Origin of the sequence: Lachnoclostridium sp. Marseille-P6806 (assembly GCF_964238185.1) — a bacterium.
In the GTDB taxonomy this organism is placed as follows: Bacteria; Bacillota; Clostridia; order Lachnospirales; family Lachnospiraceae; genus Brotaphodocola.
The window spans coordinates 99361-116358 of sequence record NZ_CAXSLG010000004.1; the positions used below are offsets into that span (position 1 = coordinate 99361).

At 48.2% G+C, this 16998-nt stretch carries 14 protein-coding genes; 12 read left to right on the forward strand and 2 right to left on the reverse strand.

Annotated features, from left to right (window positions below; all coding sequences use genetic code 11):
• Positions 1 to 93: 93 nt before the first annotated feature.
• Together ACESON_RS06555 and ACESON_RS06560 are read right to left on the reverse strand one after the other, a co-directional pair.
• Positions 94 to 942 carry an alpha/beta fold hydrolase gene (locus ACESON_RS06555; RefSeq protein ID WP_373108941.1) on the reverse strand — a complete coding sequence of 283 codons (849 nt, stop codon included), beginning with the start codon at positions 940 to 942 and terminating at the stop codon, positions 94 to 96.
• A 42-nt stretch (positions 943 to 984) separates the two neighbouring features.
• Positions 985 to 1422 carry a hypothetical protein gene (locus tag ACESON_RS06560; RefSeq protein WP_177959132.1) on the reverse strand — a complete coding sequence of 146 codons (438 nt, stop codon included), beginning with the start codon at positions 1420 to 1422 and terminating at the stop codon, positions 985 to 987.
• 87 nt (positions 1423 to 1509) lie between these two features.
• Here ACESON_RS06560 and addB point away from each other — a divergent pair, with 87 nt between their 5' ends.
• The 12 genes from addB to ACESON_RS06620 all read left to right on the forward strand — a co-directional run bounded on the left by addB (position 1510) and on the right by ACESON_RS06620 (position 16973).
• Positions 1510 to 4929: a helicase-exonuclease AddAB subunit AddB gene (addB, locus tag ACESON_RS06565; protein WP_373108943.1), complete on the forward strand. Its 3420-nt coding sequence runs from the start codon at positions 1510 to 1512 to the stop codon at positions 4927 to 4929.
• Positions 4911 to 8639, forward strand: coding sequence for a helicase-exonuclease AddAB subunit AddA (gene addA, locus ACESON_RS06570; protein WP_373108945.1), 3729 nt, complete (start codon positions 4911 to 4913; stop codon positions 8637 to 8639). The genes addB and addA overlap by 19 nt, the downstream gene beginning before the upstream one ends.
• Positions 8640 to 8757: 118 nt before the next feature.
• Entirely contained in the window at positions 8758 to 8943 is a 186-nt protein-coding gene (locus tag ACESON_RS06575; RefSeq protein WP_177959135.1) for a DUF6472 family protein, read from the forward strand.
• A 74-nt stretch (positions 8944 to 9017) separates the two neighbouring features.
• A complete protein-coding gene (gene selD, locus ACESON_RS06580) occupies positions 9018 to 10073 on the forward strand; it encodes a selenide, water dikinase SelD (RefSeq protein WP_177959136.1) in 1056 nt (351 codons plus the stop codon).
• Positions 10074 to 10078: 5 nt separating this feature from the next.
• Positions 10079 to 11227 (forward strand): aminotransferase class V-fold PLP-dependent enzyme, encoded by a 1149-nt coding sequence (locus ACESON_RS06585; RefSeq protein ID WP_373108946.1) that lies wholly within the window; start codon positions 10079 to 10081, stop codon positions 11225 to 11227.
• 23 nt (positions 11228 to 11250) lie between these two features.
• Positions 11251 to 11487 carry a DUF3343 domain-containing protein gene (locus ACESON_RS06590; RefSeq protein ID WP_373108947.1) on the forward strand — a complete coding sequence of 79 codons (237 nt, stop codon included), beginning with the start codon at positions 11251 to 11253 and terminating at the stop codon, positions 11485 to 11487.
• A 14-nt stretch (positions 11488 to 11501) separates the two neighbouring features.
• Positions 11502 to 11753 (forward strand): DUF4321 domain-containing protein, encoded by a 252-nt coding sequence (locus ACESON_RS06595; RefSeq protein WP_373108948.1) that lies wholly within the window; start codon positions 11502 to 11504, stop codon positions 11751 to 11753.
• 106 nt (positions 11754 to 11859) lie between these two features.
• Positions 11860 to 13218: an MATE family efflux transporter gene (locus ACESON_RS06600; RefSeq protein WP_373108949.1), complete on the forward strand. Its 1359-nt coding sequence runs from the start codon at positions 11860 to 11862 to the stop codon at positions 13216 to 13218.
• 187 nt (positions 13219 to 13405) lie between these two features.
• Positions 13406 to 14188, forward strand: a complete 783-nt coding sequence (gene yqeC, locus ACESON_RS06605) for a selenium cofactor biosynthesis protein YqeC (RefSeq protein WP_373108951.1) — start codon at positions 13406 to 13408, stop codon at positions 14186 to 14188.
• Positions 14189 to 14264: 76 nt separating this feature from the next.
• Positions 14265 to 15662: a selenium-dependent molybdenum cofactor biosynthesis protein YqeB gene (gene yqeB / locus ACESON_RS06610; RefSeq protein WP_373108952.1), complete on the forward strand. Its 1398-nt coding sequence runs from the start codon at positions 14265 to 14267 to the stop codon at positions 15660 to 15662.
• 157 nt (positions 15663 to 15819) lie between these two features.
• Complete coding sequence (locus ACESON_RS06615) at positions 15820 to 16476, forward strand: hypothetical protein (RefSeq protein ID WP_177959142.1); 657 nt, start codon at positions 15820 to 15822, stop codon at positions 16474 to 16476.
• Complete coding sequence (locus tag ACESON_RS06620) at positions 16473 to 16973, forward strand: dihydrofolate reductase (RefSeq protein ID WP_177959143.1); 501 nt, start codon at positions 16473 to 16475, stop codon at positions 16971 to 16973. The genes ACESON_RS06615 and ACESON_RS06620 overlap by 4 nt, the downstream gene beginning before the upstream one ends.
• Positions 16974 to 16998 lie beyond the last annotated feature (25 nt).

A 16998-nucleotide genomic window follows, 5' to 3' on the forward strand; every position in this document is an offset into this window, starting at 1 on the left:
GATGAAGAAAGGCTGAGGTACTGTGAGAGAAAACACAGTACCTCAGCCTTTTTGCATTGCAGGAAAGTTTTTTCTGTCAGGGAAATGATGAAATCACTCTGCTGAGTCCAGAAAAGAAATCACATCAGCAGTAAATCGCTCGTGGCACTGAAACAGAGCACCATGGCCGCAGTGTTCATAAATCAGAAGCCGGGAGTCTGGAATCAGACGGTTCAGCTCATGGGAACAGGAAACAGAAATCATTCCATCATGTTCTCCTGCTACAATTAAAACAGGACAGGAAATTACAGAGGGATCCACAGAACGGGAACCAAACCAGAAGCGAATGGCCTGAATCTGTGCCTTTAAGACAGGGCTGGTCAGCCGGATTTGCATGTCACGATCTTTTTTGCGGGTGCGAAGCCGTTCTAAGAAAGCGGTCGCCTGTTTTTTGCCTTCTGGTGTGGACTCAAAAAGAAAGTAGTATTTGGGATCCCGGTGACGGAGAATGGCTTTGGCTGTAGTTTCCTTCAGGGGGATAGTATAGGAGTCACGAAAAACAGTGCCGGATGGACCGGTTCCCACCAGAATCAGCTTTTCTACCATCTCTGGATGGGCGGCAATAAAGGCCTGGGCTACCATTCCTCCCATGGAAAATCCCAGAAGAAAAATGCGGGAAAGTCCCATGGCCTGGAGAAAATGAAAAGCATCCTCCGCCATTTCTTCAATGGAGGAGGGGGTCTGGCCTTCGCTTCTTCCCACGCCTCTGTTATCAAAAAGATAAACATGGAACCGGAGGGCAAGACCGTCTATGACAGCTGGATCCCAGTCATCCATGGTGCTCATCAGATAGCTGAAGCATACGACAGGAATGCCTTCGTGTTCTGCTCCTGCCTCCCTCCAGACAAAGCGGGTGCCGGCAGCTGAAATCAGATTTGTTCTGGCAGTGCTGTATTGGTACATATGCGAGTCTCCTTTGTATGTGTTGTGAATAGTTCCGTTATATCATTTTACGCGGGCTTTTTCAAGGGCAGACTCAATGGCTCTGATTAAAACCTGGGAAGTATAGCGGGTCTCTTCCGGATAAGACAGATTTTCCAGAGACTGGGAGCTGCAGATCTGTCCGGTCAGATGCTCCAGAGACGGCTGAACCAGAGGAAACATGGTTTCAACAGAATCACTTAAGGGAACCATGGAGACAGAACAGATCTGCTCCTTGTCTACCGTAACCTCCACATTGATTTCCTGGGAGCCGAGGGTTAAGGAAGAAGAGTAGACTCCAGGTATGTAGGAAGCCGGGCTGGCAGAGTCAGAGGAATTCTCTTTTTTGGGATGAAACATAATAAAAAGCAGCATAACAAGAAGAATGCCGAAGCCGATAAAAATAGCAGTATATATGATTTCTTTCATTCGCAGGACGACAATTTTCGTTTTGGAACTCATGGGGAGACCTCCCGGTATGTTTGGTATAGTCTATTCTCTGACAGCGCTTTTTATGCTATACTGAAGTGCAGAGAAAGGAGCTTTAAAATGTCATTACAGTTGATTTTGGGTGGTTCCGGTTCCGGAAAAACCACCTGTTTATATGACGCGGTGATTCAGGCGTCCATAAAAAATCCACAGCAGCAGTATTATGTGCTGGTGCCGGAGCAGTTTACCATGCAGGCGCAGAAGGATGTAGTAGCAAGGCATCCGGCTCATGGAACGATGAATATTGATGTGGTAAGCTTTCAGCGGTTGGCCTATCGTATTTTTGAGGAGCTGGCTGTGGAAAATCTGCAGATTTTGGATGATATGGGAAAATCTATGGTGCTTCGAAAGGTTGCAGCAGAAAAAAGCAGACAGCTGGTTTTATTCCGGGGGCATTTAAATCAGGCAGGATTTGTCAGCCAGCTAAAATCCATGCTGTCAGAATTCTATCAGTACGGTATTGGGCCAGAGCAGCTAAGAGAGATGGCAGCTGCTGCAAAAACACCGCTGCTGAAGCAGAAGCTGGAGGATTTTGCTCTTGTATTTGAAGGATTTCGTCAGTTTATCGCAGGTCATTATGTGACAACTGAGGAAGTGCTGGAGGTTTTGTGTCGGATTTTGCCCCAGTCCCAGCTGATTAAAGACAGTGTCATTGCGCTGGACGGATACACAGGGTTTACGCCGGTTCAGTATCGTCTTGCAGAACTTTTTATGGCTTATGCAAAGCAGGTGATTGTGACAGTCACTGCGGATCCGGAGGTGGATCTTTATGGTTCCATGGGAATGCAGAATCTATTTTTTATGAGCCGTCAGATGGCAGTTCGGCTTTCTAAGCTGGCGGAGAAAAACCAGGTAAAAAAACTTCCGGATCGGTGGGTAACCAGAGGGAAAGATTTCTCGGTTCCAGAGGAGCTGGATTTTCTGGAAAAAAATCTACTCCGGTATGGAAGATCGCCTTATAAAGGAGAGCAGACAGGGGCGTTGGAGATTTATCAGGCATCCAATCCTTCAGAGGAAGTTGCCGCAGTGATTCACAGAATCTGGCAGCTTCAGCAGGAGGAAGGAATGCGCTACCGGGATATTGCTGTGATTACCGGAGATCTGCCTGGATATGGAAAGGAAATTGCTCATCAGTTTGAGCAGAATGAGATTCCTTATTTTATGGATGATAAAAAAAACATTCTGGACAATCCTCTGGTGGAGATGATTCGATCTGCTTTGGATGTTGTGCGCCGCGATTTTTCTTATGAGACCGTATTCCGTTTTCTGCGTTCCGGTCTGGTATGTGAGGAAGGGGAACTGGTGGATCGGCTGGAAAACTATGTGATTGCCCTGGGGATCCGGGGAGGAAAACGCTGGAGACAGCAGTGGGAGAGAACTTACCGGGGCGGCGGAGGAATCAACCTGACAGAGCTGAATGCATTTAAGGACAGGGTAACGGCGCCTTTGTCGGCTTTGCAGGAAGCGTTTCGGAAGGAAAATCTGACAGTTCGGGATATGATTGACGGAGTAAAGGAGCTGTTGGAGGCTTATCATGCAGAAGAACGGTTAGAGGAGTTTGCAGAGGATTTTACAAGGGAGAAGGAATACCGTCTTGCAGGAGAATACAGCCAGGTATACGAGCTGGTTATGGAGCTTTTGGAGAGGCTTTCTGATCTTTTAGGAGAGGAAAGTGCAGGCAGAAAAGAATTTATGGAAATACTGGATGCCGGCTTTCGGGAAATTACGGTGGGTGTGATTCCGGCAACTGTGGATCGGGTAGTGGTAGGAGATATTACCAGAACCAGACTGGCTCACATTAAGGTTTTGTTTTTTGTAGGTGTGAATGATGGAATTGTTCCCTCACGCAAAGAGGGAAAGAGTCTGCTTTCTGACCGGGAAAGAGAGTTTTTTGCCAGTCACCAGCTGGAACTGGCACCTACAGCAAGAGAGGACAGCTTTCAGCAGAGATTTTATCTGTATCTTTTGATGACAAAGCCCTCAAAGCGGCTGATTGTGTCTTTTTCGGGAACGGGAAATGACGGAAAGGGAAGAAGACCTTCTTTTCTGATTGGCGAGCTGAGAAAAATGTATCCGGAACTTTCGTGGAAGTCCAGCAGAGAGCTGTTGGACAATCAGCAGATTTATTCAGTGGAAGAGGCGTTAAGGCAGCTGATTGAAGGGCTGGGACAGTTCCGGGACGGAGAGCTGCCTGAGAAAGAGCCGAGAGAGAAGCAGTTTCTGGAGCTTTACCGCTGGTTTTCTCATTCTGGAGAATATGGGAAAGAGACAGAAAAGCTTTTGAATGCGGCATTTTGCGTGTATGAAAAGCAGGGAATCGGCCATGCAGTAGCCCGGGCTCTTTACGGCACAGTTCTCAGCGGAAGCGTGACCAGGCTGGAGCAGTATGCCGCCTGCGCCTATGCCCATTTTCTGAAATATGGCCTGGAACTGGAAGAACGGCAGAGGTATGAGCTTGCCTCATCAGATTTGGGAAATCTTTTTCACCAGTCTATTGATCTCTGCTTTAAAACAGCAGGAGAAGAAGGCCTGGACTGGAAAACCATGGAGGATTCTGTCAGGATGGGACTGGTGCATCGCTGTGTGGAGCAGGTGGCAGCAGATTATGGAAATACCATATTAAACAGCTCCTCCCGCAATGCCTATCTGGCCAGAAGGGTGGAGCATATTACGCAGAGGACAGTATGGGCTCTTCAGCAGCAGATACAGAAGGGGGATTTTGTTCCTGCAGGTTTTGAGGTATCCTTTTCAGCAGCTGACAATCTGGACGCAATGAAAATTGCTCTTTCAAAGGAAGAGGCGCTTCATCTCAGAGGACGGATTGACCGTCTGGATCTTTGCGAGGATGGAAAACAGATCTATGTAAAGATCATAGATTACAAATCAGGAAGCACCTCCTTTGATTTGGTGGCGCTTTATTACGGACTGCAGCTTCAGCTGGTGGTTTACATGGATGCGGTTCTGGAAATGACAGAGCGGCGTTACCCGGGGCGGGATGCAGTGCCTGCGGGAATTCTCTATTATAATATTGCAGATCCGGTGATTCAGAAGGAAGGCAAACAAAAACCAGAGGAAATTGAGGCACAAATTCTGAAAAAGCTGCGGATGAACGGGCTGGTCAACAGCGAGCTGGAGGCAGTACGTCATCTGGATCATACGATAGAAAAGGAATCAGATGTGATTCCTGTAGTTTTAAAGGATGAGGCTGTGGTGGAGTCAAAATCCTCTGTGGCAAATACAGAACGTTTTCGGTATCTGCAGAAATTTGTCAAGGAAAAGCTGAGAACCGCAGGAAAAGAGATTCTGGAGGGTGAGATTGGCCGGGAACCATACAAATATGGTTCAAGAACGGCCTGTGATTACTGTCCCTACCACCCGGTCTGCGGCTTTGATAAAAAAACCCCCGGTTATGATTACCGGAAATGGAAAAACAAAAAGACAGAGGAAATCTGGGAGGAAATATGTCAAAAACAGCAGTAAACTGGACGAAAGAACAGCAGCAGGTAATTGAAAGCAGGGGATGCCACCTTCTGGTCAGCGCTGCAGCCGGAAGCGGAAAGACAGCGGTGCTGGTAGAGCGGATTATCCGGATGGTAACAGAGGGAGAAAATCCCCTTGATATCGATCGGCTTCTGGTGATGACTTTTACCAATGCAGCTGCGGCTGAAATGCGGGAACGGATTGGTGAGGCCATAGAAGCCCGCCTTCTGGAGGATCCTCATAATCAGCATCTTCAGGTGCAGTCAGCTCTGGTTCATCACGCAAAGATTACAACGATTGACAGCTTTTGCCTGAATATTATCCGGGAGCATTTTAATCTTCTGGATCTGGATCCCTCCTTCCGTATTGGAGATGAGGGAGAAATGCTCCTTCTGCGGGCAGATGTGATGGCAGAGCTGATCGAGGATGCTTACCAGGAGGGAAGCGAGCGTTTTATCCGGTTTGTGGAAGCTTTTGGACAGGGAAAAAGCGATGCAGGTATTGAAGATTATATTATGCAGGTGTATCAGTATGCGCAGAGCAATCCCTATCCAGAGCAATGGCTGGAGCAGTGCAGAAAGGAACTTTCCGAGGAGGAAAAACCGTCCCTGCCCTGGATATCTTTTCTTATGGAGGATGTAAAAAAGCAGCTGAAGGAGCTGGCTGTGCAGGAGAGGGAATGTCTGGAGCTGTGTCAGGAGGATGACTGCTTCCAGGCTTATATCCCCATGATGTCTTCGGATGTTTGTCAGCTGGAGGCAGCCGCCGGGGCAGAGGATTTTGAAATGCTGTATGAGAAGCTTTCTGCCATTTCCTGGCAGCGGCTGGCCACAGTGCGGAGCAGCAAAGAGGCGGATCCGGAAAAAAAGGCTTATCTTACCGGATGCCGGGATCGGGTCAAAAAGGCAGTGGGAAAAATGAAAGAGCTTTACTGCTTTGCATCTCCTGAGGAAATGTTTACAGACATGAAAAAAACAGGAGAAGCCATAGAGGTACTCTTAGATCTGGCAGAGGAGTTTGACCGGCGTTTTCAGGAGAAAAAAAGAGACAGAAATCTGGTGGATTTTAATGACCTGGAGCATCAGGCTCTGAAGGTTCTGATTCGCTGGGAAGAAGGCAGGATGGTCTATACAGAGGCAGCAGACGAACTGAGCAGTCAGTTTGAAGAGGTTCTGGTAGATGAATATCAGGACAGCAATCTGGTGCAGGAAGCGCTTTTGCAGGCAGTGTCCAGGGAACGGTTCGGACAGTATAATGTTTTTATGGTAGGAGATGTGAAGCAGAGCATTTACAAATTCCGTCTTGCCAGACCGGAGCTGTTTCTGGAAAAATATAATACCTATGAGCCCTATGAGGCAGGTCTGGGGAAAAAGAAAAAAATTGAACTGCATCAGAATTTTAGAAGCAGAGAACAGGTGCTTTCTGGAGTAAATGATGTTTTCTTTCGGATTATGACGGAAAATCTGGGCAATATCCGCTACACAGAGGAGGCAGCCCTGCATCCGGGAGCGGTATTCCAGCCGGTTCCTTCTGAGGAAGAAGGGGAGGAAGCATCTACGTCTCCCACTTTTCTGCTAAGAGCGGGACTGCCCAGGCTTTTGGTGACGGATACAGGTCAGGGCGCCCTGGATCAGATGGAGGAAGAGGCAGCAGATTATACAGCCAGAGAAATTGAAGGAAAGATGATTGCTGCAGAGATTCGGGCAATGACTGATCCGGAAAAGGGAATGGCTGTCTGGGATAAGAAGCTGGGCAGATACCGGACTGCGCAGTACAGGGACATGGTTATTTTGCTGAGAAGCACGACAGGATGGACGGAGACCTTTCTTTCCGTTCTTTTAAATGAAGGAATCCCTGCTTATGCTGAGTCGCGGACAGGATATTTTACTACGGTTGAAGTGGAAACGGTCCTCAGTATGCTGTCGGTGATTGATAATCCCATGCAGGACATTCCTCTGGCAGCAGCGCTAAAATCGCCTATGGGAGGAATGACAGATGAAGAACTGGCACGTCTCATGGGCTGGTATAAAAGACTCCTTCCAAAAGGGCAGGACAGGGGAATTTATGGAGCTGTCCGTGCATGGACAGAGCTGGCAGAATCTGACAAGGACGAGCTGACACAAAAGCTGATCCGGTTCCTGCAGCTTGTACAAAAGCTGCGCCGCCAGAGCGTATATCTGCCCATACATGAACTGATTTATCAGGTTTATGAGGATACCGGATATTACCGGATGGTATCTGCCATGGCAGCAGGAGAGACAAGAAGGGCCAATCTGGATATGCTTGTGGAAAAGGCTGTAGAATATGAGAATACCAGCTACAAGGGATTGTTTCATTTTATCCGGTACATTGAAAATTTGAAGAAATACCATTCAGACTTTGGGGAAGCCTCCGTTGTGGGGGAAGAGGAAAATACAGTCCGGATTATGAGTATTCACAAAAGTAAGGGGTTGGAATTCCCTGTGGTGTTCCTTGCTGGAATGGGGAAAAAATTCAACCGCCAGGACACCTACAGCCGCCTGTTGATTGATCCGGAGCTGGGAATTGCCACGGATTATCTGGATCTGGAAAAACGTCTGAAAAGCGCAACCTTAAAGAAAAATGTGCTGCGCCGGAAAATGGAACTGGATAATCTGGGAGAAGAGCTGCGGGTACTCTATGTGGCAATGACCCGGGCAAAAGAGCAGTTGATTATGACGGGAACGGATCGGGGGCTGGAAAAGAAACTGGAAAAATACAGAACTGTTCCAGAGGCAGACGGCCAGATTCCCTATACGGTTCTTGCAGGAGCCGGTTCCTATTTGGACTGGCTGCTTATGAGCCTGGGAAGCACAGGCGTGAGAATTTTGATGGAGGAGATTCCTCTGCAGCAGATTGTGGGAGAGGAACTGAAGCGCCAGGTGAAGACAAGGGCTTCCAGAGAATTTTTGAAGACCCTGGATCCGGAGACTGTGTACGAGAAGGAATGGAGAGAGATGCTGGAGAAGCATTTGTCGTATCAGTATCCTTATGAGGCAGACATCCTTCTGCATACGAAAATGTCTGTATCGGAATTAAAAAAGCAGGGACAGCTGACAGATGAATCAGAAAGCGTTCAGACAGAGGCATTGGAAGAGAGAAAGGAAGATGAAGAGGAGCCAAAGACGGCAGGGACAAAGCGACGGGGAAAGGGCGGAGCAGTAAAAGGAACTGCCTATCATCGGGCTATGGAGCTGCTTCCCCTGGATCGTATCAACAGCCGGTTTGAGGCAGAGGCCTGTCTGAAACAGCTGGTGGAGGAAAAACGATACACAAAAGAAAACCGTTCTCTGATAGACAGCCGGGTTATCTGGCGTTTTCTTCAGTCTCCGTTGGGAAAAAGGATGTCTCGTGCGTTGGAAGAGGGGCGGCTTCACAGGGAACAGCAGTTTATCATTGGAATTCCGGCCAGGGAAATGGGAGCAGGAGATTCAGATGAGCTGGTTCTGATTCAGGGGATTATTGACGCATATTTTGAAGAACCGGACGGTCTGGTGCTGATGGATTACAAAACGGATCGTGTGGACAATGAGGAAATCCTGATCCAGCATTATCAGGAGCAGCTGGATTACTATGGGCGTGCCCTGACTCAGATGACAGGAAAACCGGTAAAGGAGCGGCTGATTTATTCCTTTGCCCTGAACCGGGAGATTCCGGTTCCTCTGTCTGCGAAAACAGAACCGGAAAGATAAAAAAGAAGAGAATCTTCCAAAAAGTTTGCATACCAGAAAAAATGTGATATAATTTTTAGTAGGAAAATGTGGACGCACAGGCTAATAGCTTCACCACGAAAAAGGGAGAGGGGTGTGTATGAAACAGAGAAAATCCAGCTGTGACAGCTGTATGTATTACGAGTATGATGAAGATTATGAGTGCTATGTCTGCGGGGTTAATCTGGATGAGGATGAGATGGCGCGATTTATGGAGGATCGGTTTTACGACTGTCCTTATTACCGGCTGGGGGATGAATACGCCATTGTCCGGCATCAGATGTAGCAAAGAACGGGGACTGACAGACAGGGGCAAAAGAAATCTGTGAAGATAAATAAAACAGGAAAAGGAGAAGAAGTATGATACCAGACGAAGAAGTAAGGCTGACAAAGCTTGCGCATACAGCAGGCTGTGCTGCAAAAATAGGACCGGGAACATTGGCGGGGATTTTAGAGAGCCTTCCCAAATTCGAGGATCCCAGACTTTTGGTAGGAATTGAAACCTCCGATGACGGGGCTATTTATCAGGTGAATGAGGATGTGGCTTTGATCCAGACGCTGGATTTCTTCCCGCCAATGGTGGACGATCCCTATGTGTTCGGTCAGGTAGCGGCAGCCAATGCGCTTAGTGATATCTATGCTATGGGAGGAGAGCCGAAGGTGGCACTCAATATTGTTGCATGGCCAAACTGCGTCAATCCCAAGTTTTTGGCAGAGATTCTGCGGGGCGGAGCAGACAAGGTAAAAGAGGCGGGAGCTGTGCTGGCGGGAGGACATTCCATTCAGGATGATGTACCCAAATATGGGCTGAGCGTAAGCGGCTTTGTTCATCCAGACCGGATTTTGAAAAACTGCGGAGCTGTTGCCGGAGATGTGCTGATACTGACCAAGCCCCTTGGAACGGGAATTGTAAATACAGCAGTTAAGGCAGAGCTGGCCTCTAAGGAAGCAGAAGCAGAAGTTATTGGGGTAATGACCTCCTTAAACAAAAAGGCAAAGCAGATTTTTGGCCGTTATGAAATCCATGCCTGTACCGATGTGACTGGATTTGGATTGGCTGGACACAGCCTGGAACTGGCAAAGGGAAGCGGCGTTACCGTAGAAATTGACGGAGCCGGACTGCCTCTGCAGACGGCTGCCTGTGAGTATGCCAAAATGGGTCTGATTCCGGAGGGGGCATATAAAAACAGAGCCTATGCGGGACAGGATACAGACGTAAGTAAAGCAGAGGAGTGGTTGCAGGATATTTTCTTTGATCCCCAGACCTCAGGAGGCCTGCTTGTGAGCGTAACTCCGGAGACGGCTGAGAAAATTTTATCTGATTTCCAGACAGAGGGACTGGATACACCCTATGCGGTTGTGGGAAGAGTTCTGCCGAAGGAGGATGTCTGGGTGCGTCTGACAGGAGGCGTTTAGAGCTTATGATTTATCTGGATCATGCGGCAACGTCACTGCCCAAGCCTGAGCCGGTGGTGATGGCAGTGACAGCTGCTATGAACTGCTTGGGAAACAGCGGCAGGGGAGCTCACAGTGCAAGTCTGGGAGCATCCCGGATGATATATGAAACAAGAGAAGCGCTGTCTGATTTTTTTGGAGGGGACGGTCCGGAGCAGGTGGTCTTTACGCCTAACGCCACGGCTGCCCTGAACACGGTCATTCAGGGGATATTAAATCCCGGAGATCGGGCGGTTACAACGGCAATGGAGCATAATTCTGTCCTGAGACCTCTGTACCGGATGGAAAAGCAGGGGGTCTCTCTTTGTGTTGTACCAGCAGACGAAAAAGGCCGTCTTTCCATGGAAAGGCTGGAGCAGGAGCTGAAACCGGGGACAAAGGCTCTGTTTTGTACTCACGCTTCTAATGTAACGGGCAATGTGAATGATTTAAAGACGATTGGAACAATGTGCAGGGACAGAGGAATCCTTTTTGTGGCAGATGTATCTCAAAGTGCAGGCATTCTTCCCATTGATATGAAGGAGATGGCCATTGATATTTTGTGTTTTACTGGTCATAAGGGGCTTTTAGGGCCTCAGGGAACCGGGGGAATCTGTGTGCGAAAGGGAGTTTCTGTCCGTCCTCTGATAGTGGGAGGAAGCGGAATTTTAAGCTACAGCAGAGAGCATCCCGCTCAAATGCCGGTGGCCCTGGAGGCAGGAACCTTAAATGGTCACGGAATTGCAGGACTGAAGGCAGCGCTGACATACATACGGGAACAGGGACAGGATATTCTGAGGAAAAAGGAATTGGAGCTGATGTGGTATTTTTATGACCAGGTCAGCAGACTTTCCCAGGTAACGGTGTATGGTGATTTTTCTTCCAGGAAAGCTTTGCGGACTCCGGTGGTTTCTCTCAATATTGGGGAGGAGGATTCTGGATGGGCTGCAGGAGAGCTGGCAGAGAGATATGGAATTCAAACCAGGGCAGGAGCCCACTGTGCGCCGTTGATGCATGAGGCTCTGAAAACCAGGGATCGGGGAGCTGTTCGTTTTTCCTTTTCCCATCTCAATACCAGGGAAGAGGCAGAAATGGCTGTTTATGCAGTAGAGCAGCTGTGCCGGGAAGTGGAATAAAACAGAAACAGCAGGAGAGACAGATGAGGAAAAAAGAACTTCGTATGGTCATGACGTTTCATACAACAACAGAAGCTATGGCAGCAGAAAAGCAATTTCAGAATCAGGGAGTCCCGGGGCGTATGATTCCTGTGCCCAGAGAAATTACTGCAGGCTGCGGTCTTGCCTGGTCAGCGCCGGCAGACAGCCGTAAGCTGCTTTTGGAAGCTGTGGAAAAAGCAGAAATTCAGTATGAAACATGGAGAGAACTGCTTCTGTAGGAAGGAAGAAAAAGATGAGAAACAGAAATTTCTGGATACTCCTGCTGCTTTTGCTTGCAGGCATTGTCCTGGGTGGTTTTCTGGGAAATATGGCAGAGGGGATCACGTGGCTTTCCTGGCTGAATTTCGGGCAGTCCTTTGGACTGGATGAGCCTCTGATCCTGAATCTGGGAGTAGTGGTGATTACCTTTGGTCTTTCTATTAAAATTACCATGGCCGGGATTCTTGGCGTGGCCGCAGCGCTGGTGATTTATAAGGCACTGTAAGCTTGGGCAGCAGAGACTAAAAACTGCGGAAGGATGCGCTGGAATTCAGGCAAAAACAAAACAGCCAAATTCATTTTAGAAAAGAGAAAAAAGAGAGGGGATTATCATGGCACAGAAAAAAGGGGACAGAACCTATGAAATGGATATGTGCAACGGTCCGCTGTTTTCTAAGCTGATCGTTTTTGCAGTACCGCTGATGCTGTCGGGAATTCTTCAGCTGTTATTCAATGCGGCAGACATTATTGTGGTGGGGCGGTTTGCGGGAAGTGAATCGCTGGCGGCAGTAGGCTCCACTTCATCGCTGATTAACCTGCTGGTGAATCTGTTTATTGGATTGTCTATTGGAGCAAATGTGCTGGTTGCCCAGTTTTATGGAGCTCAAAGGCTCAAAGATCTGGAAGAGACGGTTCATACCTCTATTCTTCTGGCAGGGATCGGCGGTGTGATTCTGATTTTTGTGGGATTTTTCCTTTCGGATCCGATGCTTGAGCTGATGGGAACTCCAGATGAGGTTCTGGTACTTGCAACTTTGTATATGAAGATCTATTTCTTAGGAATGCCTGCAACTCTGATTTATAACTTTGGAAGCGCTATTTTAAGAGCGATTGGAGATACGAGAAGACCGCTGTATTTTCTTCTGACAGCAGGCGTGATCAATGTGGTTCTGAATCTGATTTTTGTGATTCAGTTTTCCATGGGGGTAGCAGGAGTTGCCCTGGCTACAACGATTTCCCAATGTGTTTCTGCTGCTCTGATTATTCAGTGTCTGGCGCGTTCAGATGCACCTTACCGTCTGCAGAAAAGCAAACTGAAGCTAAAGGGGGACAAGGTAAAGAAAATTGCAAAAATTGGTCTTCCGGCTGGTATTCAGGGATCGGTTTTTTCTATTTCCAATGTTCTGATTCAGTCCTCTGTCAACTCTTTTGGAGCTGTTGCCATGGCGGGAAGCACTGCGTCTGCCAATATTGAAGGCTTTGTTTATACATCTATGAATGCGGTGTATCAGACAGCTCTGAGCTTTACAAGCCAGAACTTTGGAGCAGGAAATTATAAACGAATGACCAAAATTCTGATTTACTGTCAGGCTATTGTTATTATGGTAGGGATCGTGATGGGAGGAGGCGCCGTTCTGGCAGGACGTCAGCTTTTGGGAATCTATTCCTCGAATCCGGAGGTAATTCAGTATGGAATGAACCGTCTCCGCCTGATTAGCGGCCCATATTTTCTCTGCGGAATTATGGATGTAATGGTGGGAGCTCTGAGAGGAATCGGCTACTCGGTGGCGCCGATGCTGGTATCTCTGACCGGAGCCTGCGGATTCCGTATCTTCTGGATTTTTACTGTATTTGCATCAAACAGGAGCCTGGAGACTTTGTATCTGTCTTATCCGGTATCCTGGGCATTGACATTTACGGCGCACATCATCTGTTATGTGTTCATACGCCGGAAAATGACTAAAAAATAGCAGTTCTGCATTGCGTATAGAAAAAGCCGGATGATCTGTCATTTTTGCAGGAAATTCGGTTTTTTCTGTTATAGGGCTTCCAGCAGGAATAAAACTTCCATGAAATTATTGGAAGGAATGGAGTCTTATATCGCAGAGGCAGCTTTGACGGAACGGAAATGTGTATGAAGGAAAGGAAGGAAGAAAAATGAATCAGGTTTGGTCCAGGAACCATGAAACAGGAGAGCTGAAGCCAGCGAAAAGTCTGATGGCAGCTTTGGGATTTGAGAAGAAGGAGCAGCTGCCCCGGATTATTTCTCTTGTAGGCGGAGGCGGAAAAACCACCACCATTTATCAGCTGGCAGACGAGCTTTCAGAACAGGGGCTTCGTGTTCTGATTACAACCAGCACGCATATTCAATGTCCGGAAAACGGACTTTCTGCCTTTGTGGATCATGTCAGAGAAGTGACAGCTGATATGTGGGAAGGGGGAATCCTTACAGTGGGAAAGCCGCTGTTGAAGGAGGAAGAGACATATAAGCTGAGTATGCCGGAGGGGCTGGGCGAGCCGGAAGAGATGGAGCGCCTACTTCAAATGGCTGATGTGATTCTGATTGAAGCGGACGGCGCAAAGAAAAAGCCGGTTAAGGTTCCGGGAGAATGGGAGCCGGTGATTATCCCTCAGACAGGCCTTGTGATTGCCTGCGCCGGATTGTCGGCTCTGGGAGGAACCTTTGCAGATACCTGTTTCCGGTTCCGGGAATACGGGAAATGGCTGATGCGTGAGGGTGAGAATGTGATTACGCCGGAGGATCTGGCCCTGATTCTTATGGATGAGAGAGGAAGCCACAAGGGAGTGCAGGGCCGCTATTACCGGGTGGTGCTGAATCAGGCAGACGGGGAAAAAGAGCTGAAGGCGGCAGAAATGATTCTGAAGCTGCTTCCCGTAACTATGCAGAAGGGATGTGCTGTGACAGCCTACCGGAAATAAGGGGTGATTTTCCAGCAGAAGAATAGGAAAGCGGCCGATAAATAGAAAGATGAGTCAGAAAAAGGAGAAGGAAACAATGGAAAACAGAGGATTGGCAGTCATTAAGGGAGCTGGGGATTTAGCCAGCGGAATAGCCCTCAGGCTGCACAGGTGCGGATATCAGATTATTATGACGGAGATTGCTGTTCCGACAACTGTAAGGCGGACAGTATCCTTTTCTCCTGCGGTGTATCTGGGAGAAACGCAGGTAGAAGATGTGACCGGTGTACGGTGTCATTCTTTGGAAGAGATAAAAGCTGCTGTCAGCTGTGGGAGGATTGCAGTAATTGTAGATGAAAAGTCTGAAATTGTGAAGCAGATGAAGCCGCAGATAGTGGTAGATGCGATTTTGGCGAAATACAATACAGGAACCTCCATTACCGATGCACCTACAGTGATTGCGATAGGACCGGGATTCTGTGCCGGAACAGACTGTCACTGTGTGGTAGAAAGCAAGCGGGGCCATTATCTGGGAAGGTGTATCTGGGATGGCCCGGCGATTGCAAATACAGGAGTGCCGGGGCTGATTGGCGGTTATGGACTGGAACGTCTGATTCGAGCATCTGATGATGGAGTATTTCGAGGCACAGTATCCATTGGAGATCAGGTAAAGGCCGGAGAGCTGGTGGGATATGCCGGAGAAACTCCGATTTATGCACAGATAGACGGTGTGGTGCGGGGACTTTTACAGGATGGTGTTTTGGTAACGAAGGGAATGAAATCCGGAGACGTAGATCCCCGGTGCGAGAGAAAGCACTGCTTTACTGTATCAGACAAGGCCTCTTCTATCGGAGGAGGGGTTTTGGAGGCAATTCTCTGCCATCAGACTGCAAATCCAAGGACTGTTCTGGTCGTTCTTGCTGCCGGGGACAGCAGGCGCTTTGAAAGCAACAAGCTGCTGGTTCCGGTAGACGGTATGCCTATGTACCGCCATATTTTAGAGGAGACAGCGGGACTTTCCAAAACAGTTTTCCGCAGAAAAATTCTGGTAAGCCAGTACGAGGAGATTCTTCAGAGCGGGACAGCATACGGTTTTACAACAGTAGAAAACAGAGACAGCAGCCTTGGAGTTTCTCATTCCATTCATCTTGCCCTGGAGGCGCTGGAACAGGAACTGGAGCAGGGAAGCCTGGATGGAATCTGTTTTGCTGTATGCGATCAGCCCTGGCTGACGAAAAAGACCATTTCCGGCCTGGTAAATGGCTGGAAAGCAGGAAAAACAGGTCTTGGAACAGTTTCCTGCCGGGGAAGAGACGGAAGTCCTGCCGTCTTTTCTGTAGACTATGTACCGGAGCTCAAGGGGCTTTTGGGAGACCAGGGAGGAAGAGCAATTCTGTCTGCCCATCCGCAGGAGGTATACCGGTATGAAACAGGGGATCCGCGGGAGCTGGAGGATGTGGATACCAGAGAGGATATGGCTCCCGGAAGCAGGTAATAAGAAGAACAGATTGTCGAAACCTTAACAGTTTTACAAAAAAAGTCTTGCTATGCGCTTTTTCCTTGGTTATAATGAGAGACAGGCTATGCTTTCAGCAGAAAATGAATTTCCCCGAAGGAGAATGAAAATAGCAGAAAACAGAAAGGAATTCCACATGATAACATTAGAACGCACAAGCGTTATGAATCTGGAGAATGCCATTCGCGGTGCAAGAAATCCCATGAACAGCTGGGGAAGAATGGACAGCGGCTACAATGAAAACGGAGAGTATGTGCTGGGACCCAATGATCTGGATCTGGCAAAGCGCTTAAGAAAGGCAGGAACCGGCGATCACCGCAAGTATCTTCGTCAGGTTTTTGTTTCCGTTGATATTACGGCTCCCATGTACTGGTGGAAGGAGTATGATACTTATAAAGTGGCTACGGTTGCCAATTCTACCAGCACGATGCATAAGATTCACAGCCGCCCCTTTGAACTGGATGATTTCAGTCACGATCATATGACTCCGGAAACGTTGGAGTATATGAAAACGGTAGTGGAGCAGCTGGAGAAAATTCGCCTGAAGTACATGGAAACGAAGGAAAAGGCTTACTGGTACGATATGATTCAGCTTCTTCCTTCCAGCTATAACCAGATGCGTACCTGTACGATGAATTATGAGAATCTGATTAATATGTATTATGCCCGCCGCAGCCATAAGCTGCAGGAATGGCATACCTTCTGCGATTGGATAAAGACTTTGCCTTACGCCAAAGAGCTGATTCTTGCAGAAGAGGAAGACAGAATACCGGAAAGAAGTGATCCAATTTGATTTATATTGCAGCAGTAGACAGCCACTGGGCCATTGGCCAGAAGGGCCAGCTTCTTGTAACGATTCCGCAGGATCAGAAGCGGTTCCGAGATATGACCTTGGGCAAGGTGATTGTAATGGGCCGGAAGACTCTGGATACGCTTCCAGGCGGCCAGCCTCTCTATGGCCGGAGAAATGTGATTTTAAGCAGGGATCCGGAGTACCGTGTGAAGGGCGCAGATGTCTGTCACAGTGTAGAGGAGTGTCTGGAGCTTTTAAAGAACTACGGACCAGATGATATTTATATTATTGGCGGAGAGAGTATTTACCGCCAGTTTCTGCCCTACTGCAGCCGGGCAGAAATTACCTGGATTGATTTTGCATATTCCGCAGATGCACATTTTCCCAACCTGGAAGAGTCTGGGGAATGGGAGATGACGGAGGAAAGCGATGAGCAGACATATTTTGATCTTTGCTATACCTACCGCGTATATGAGAAGCAGAGAACCGGGAAATGATAAGAGAATGGAACTGATAAAAGAA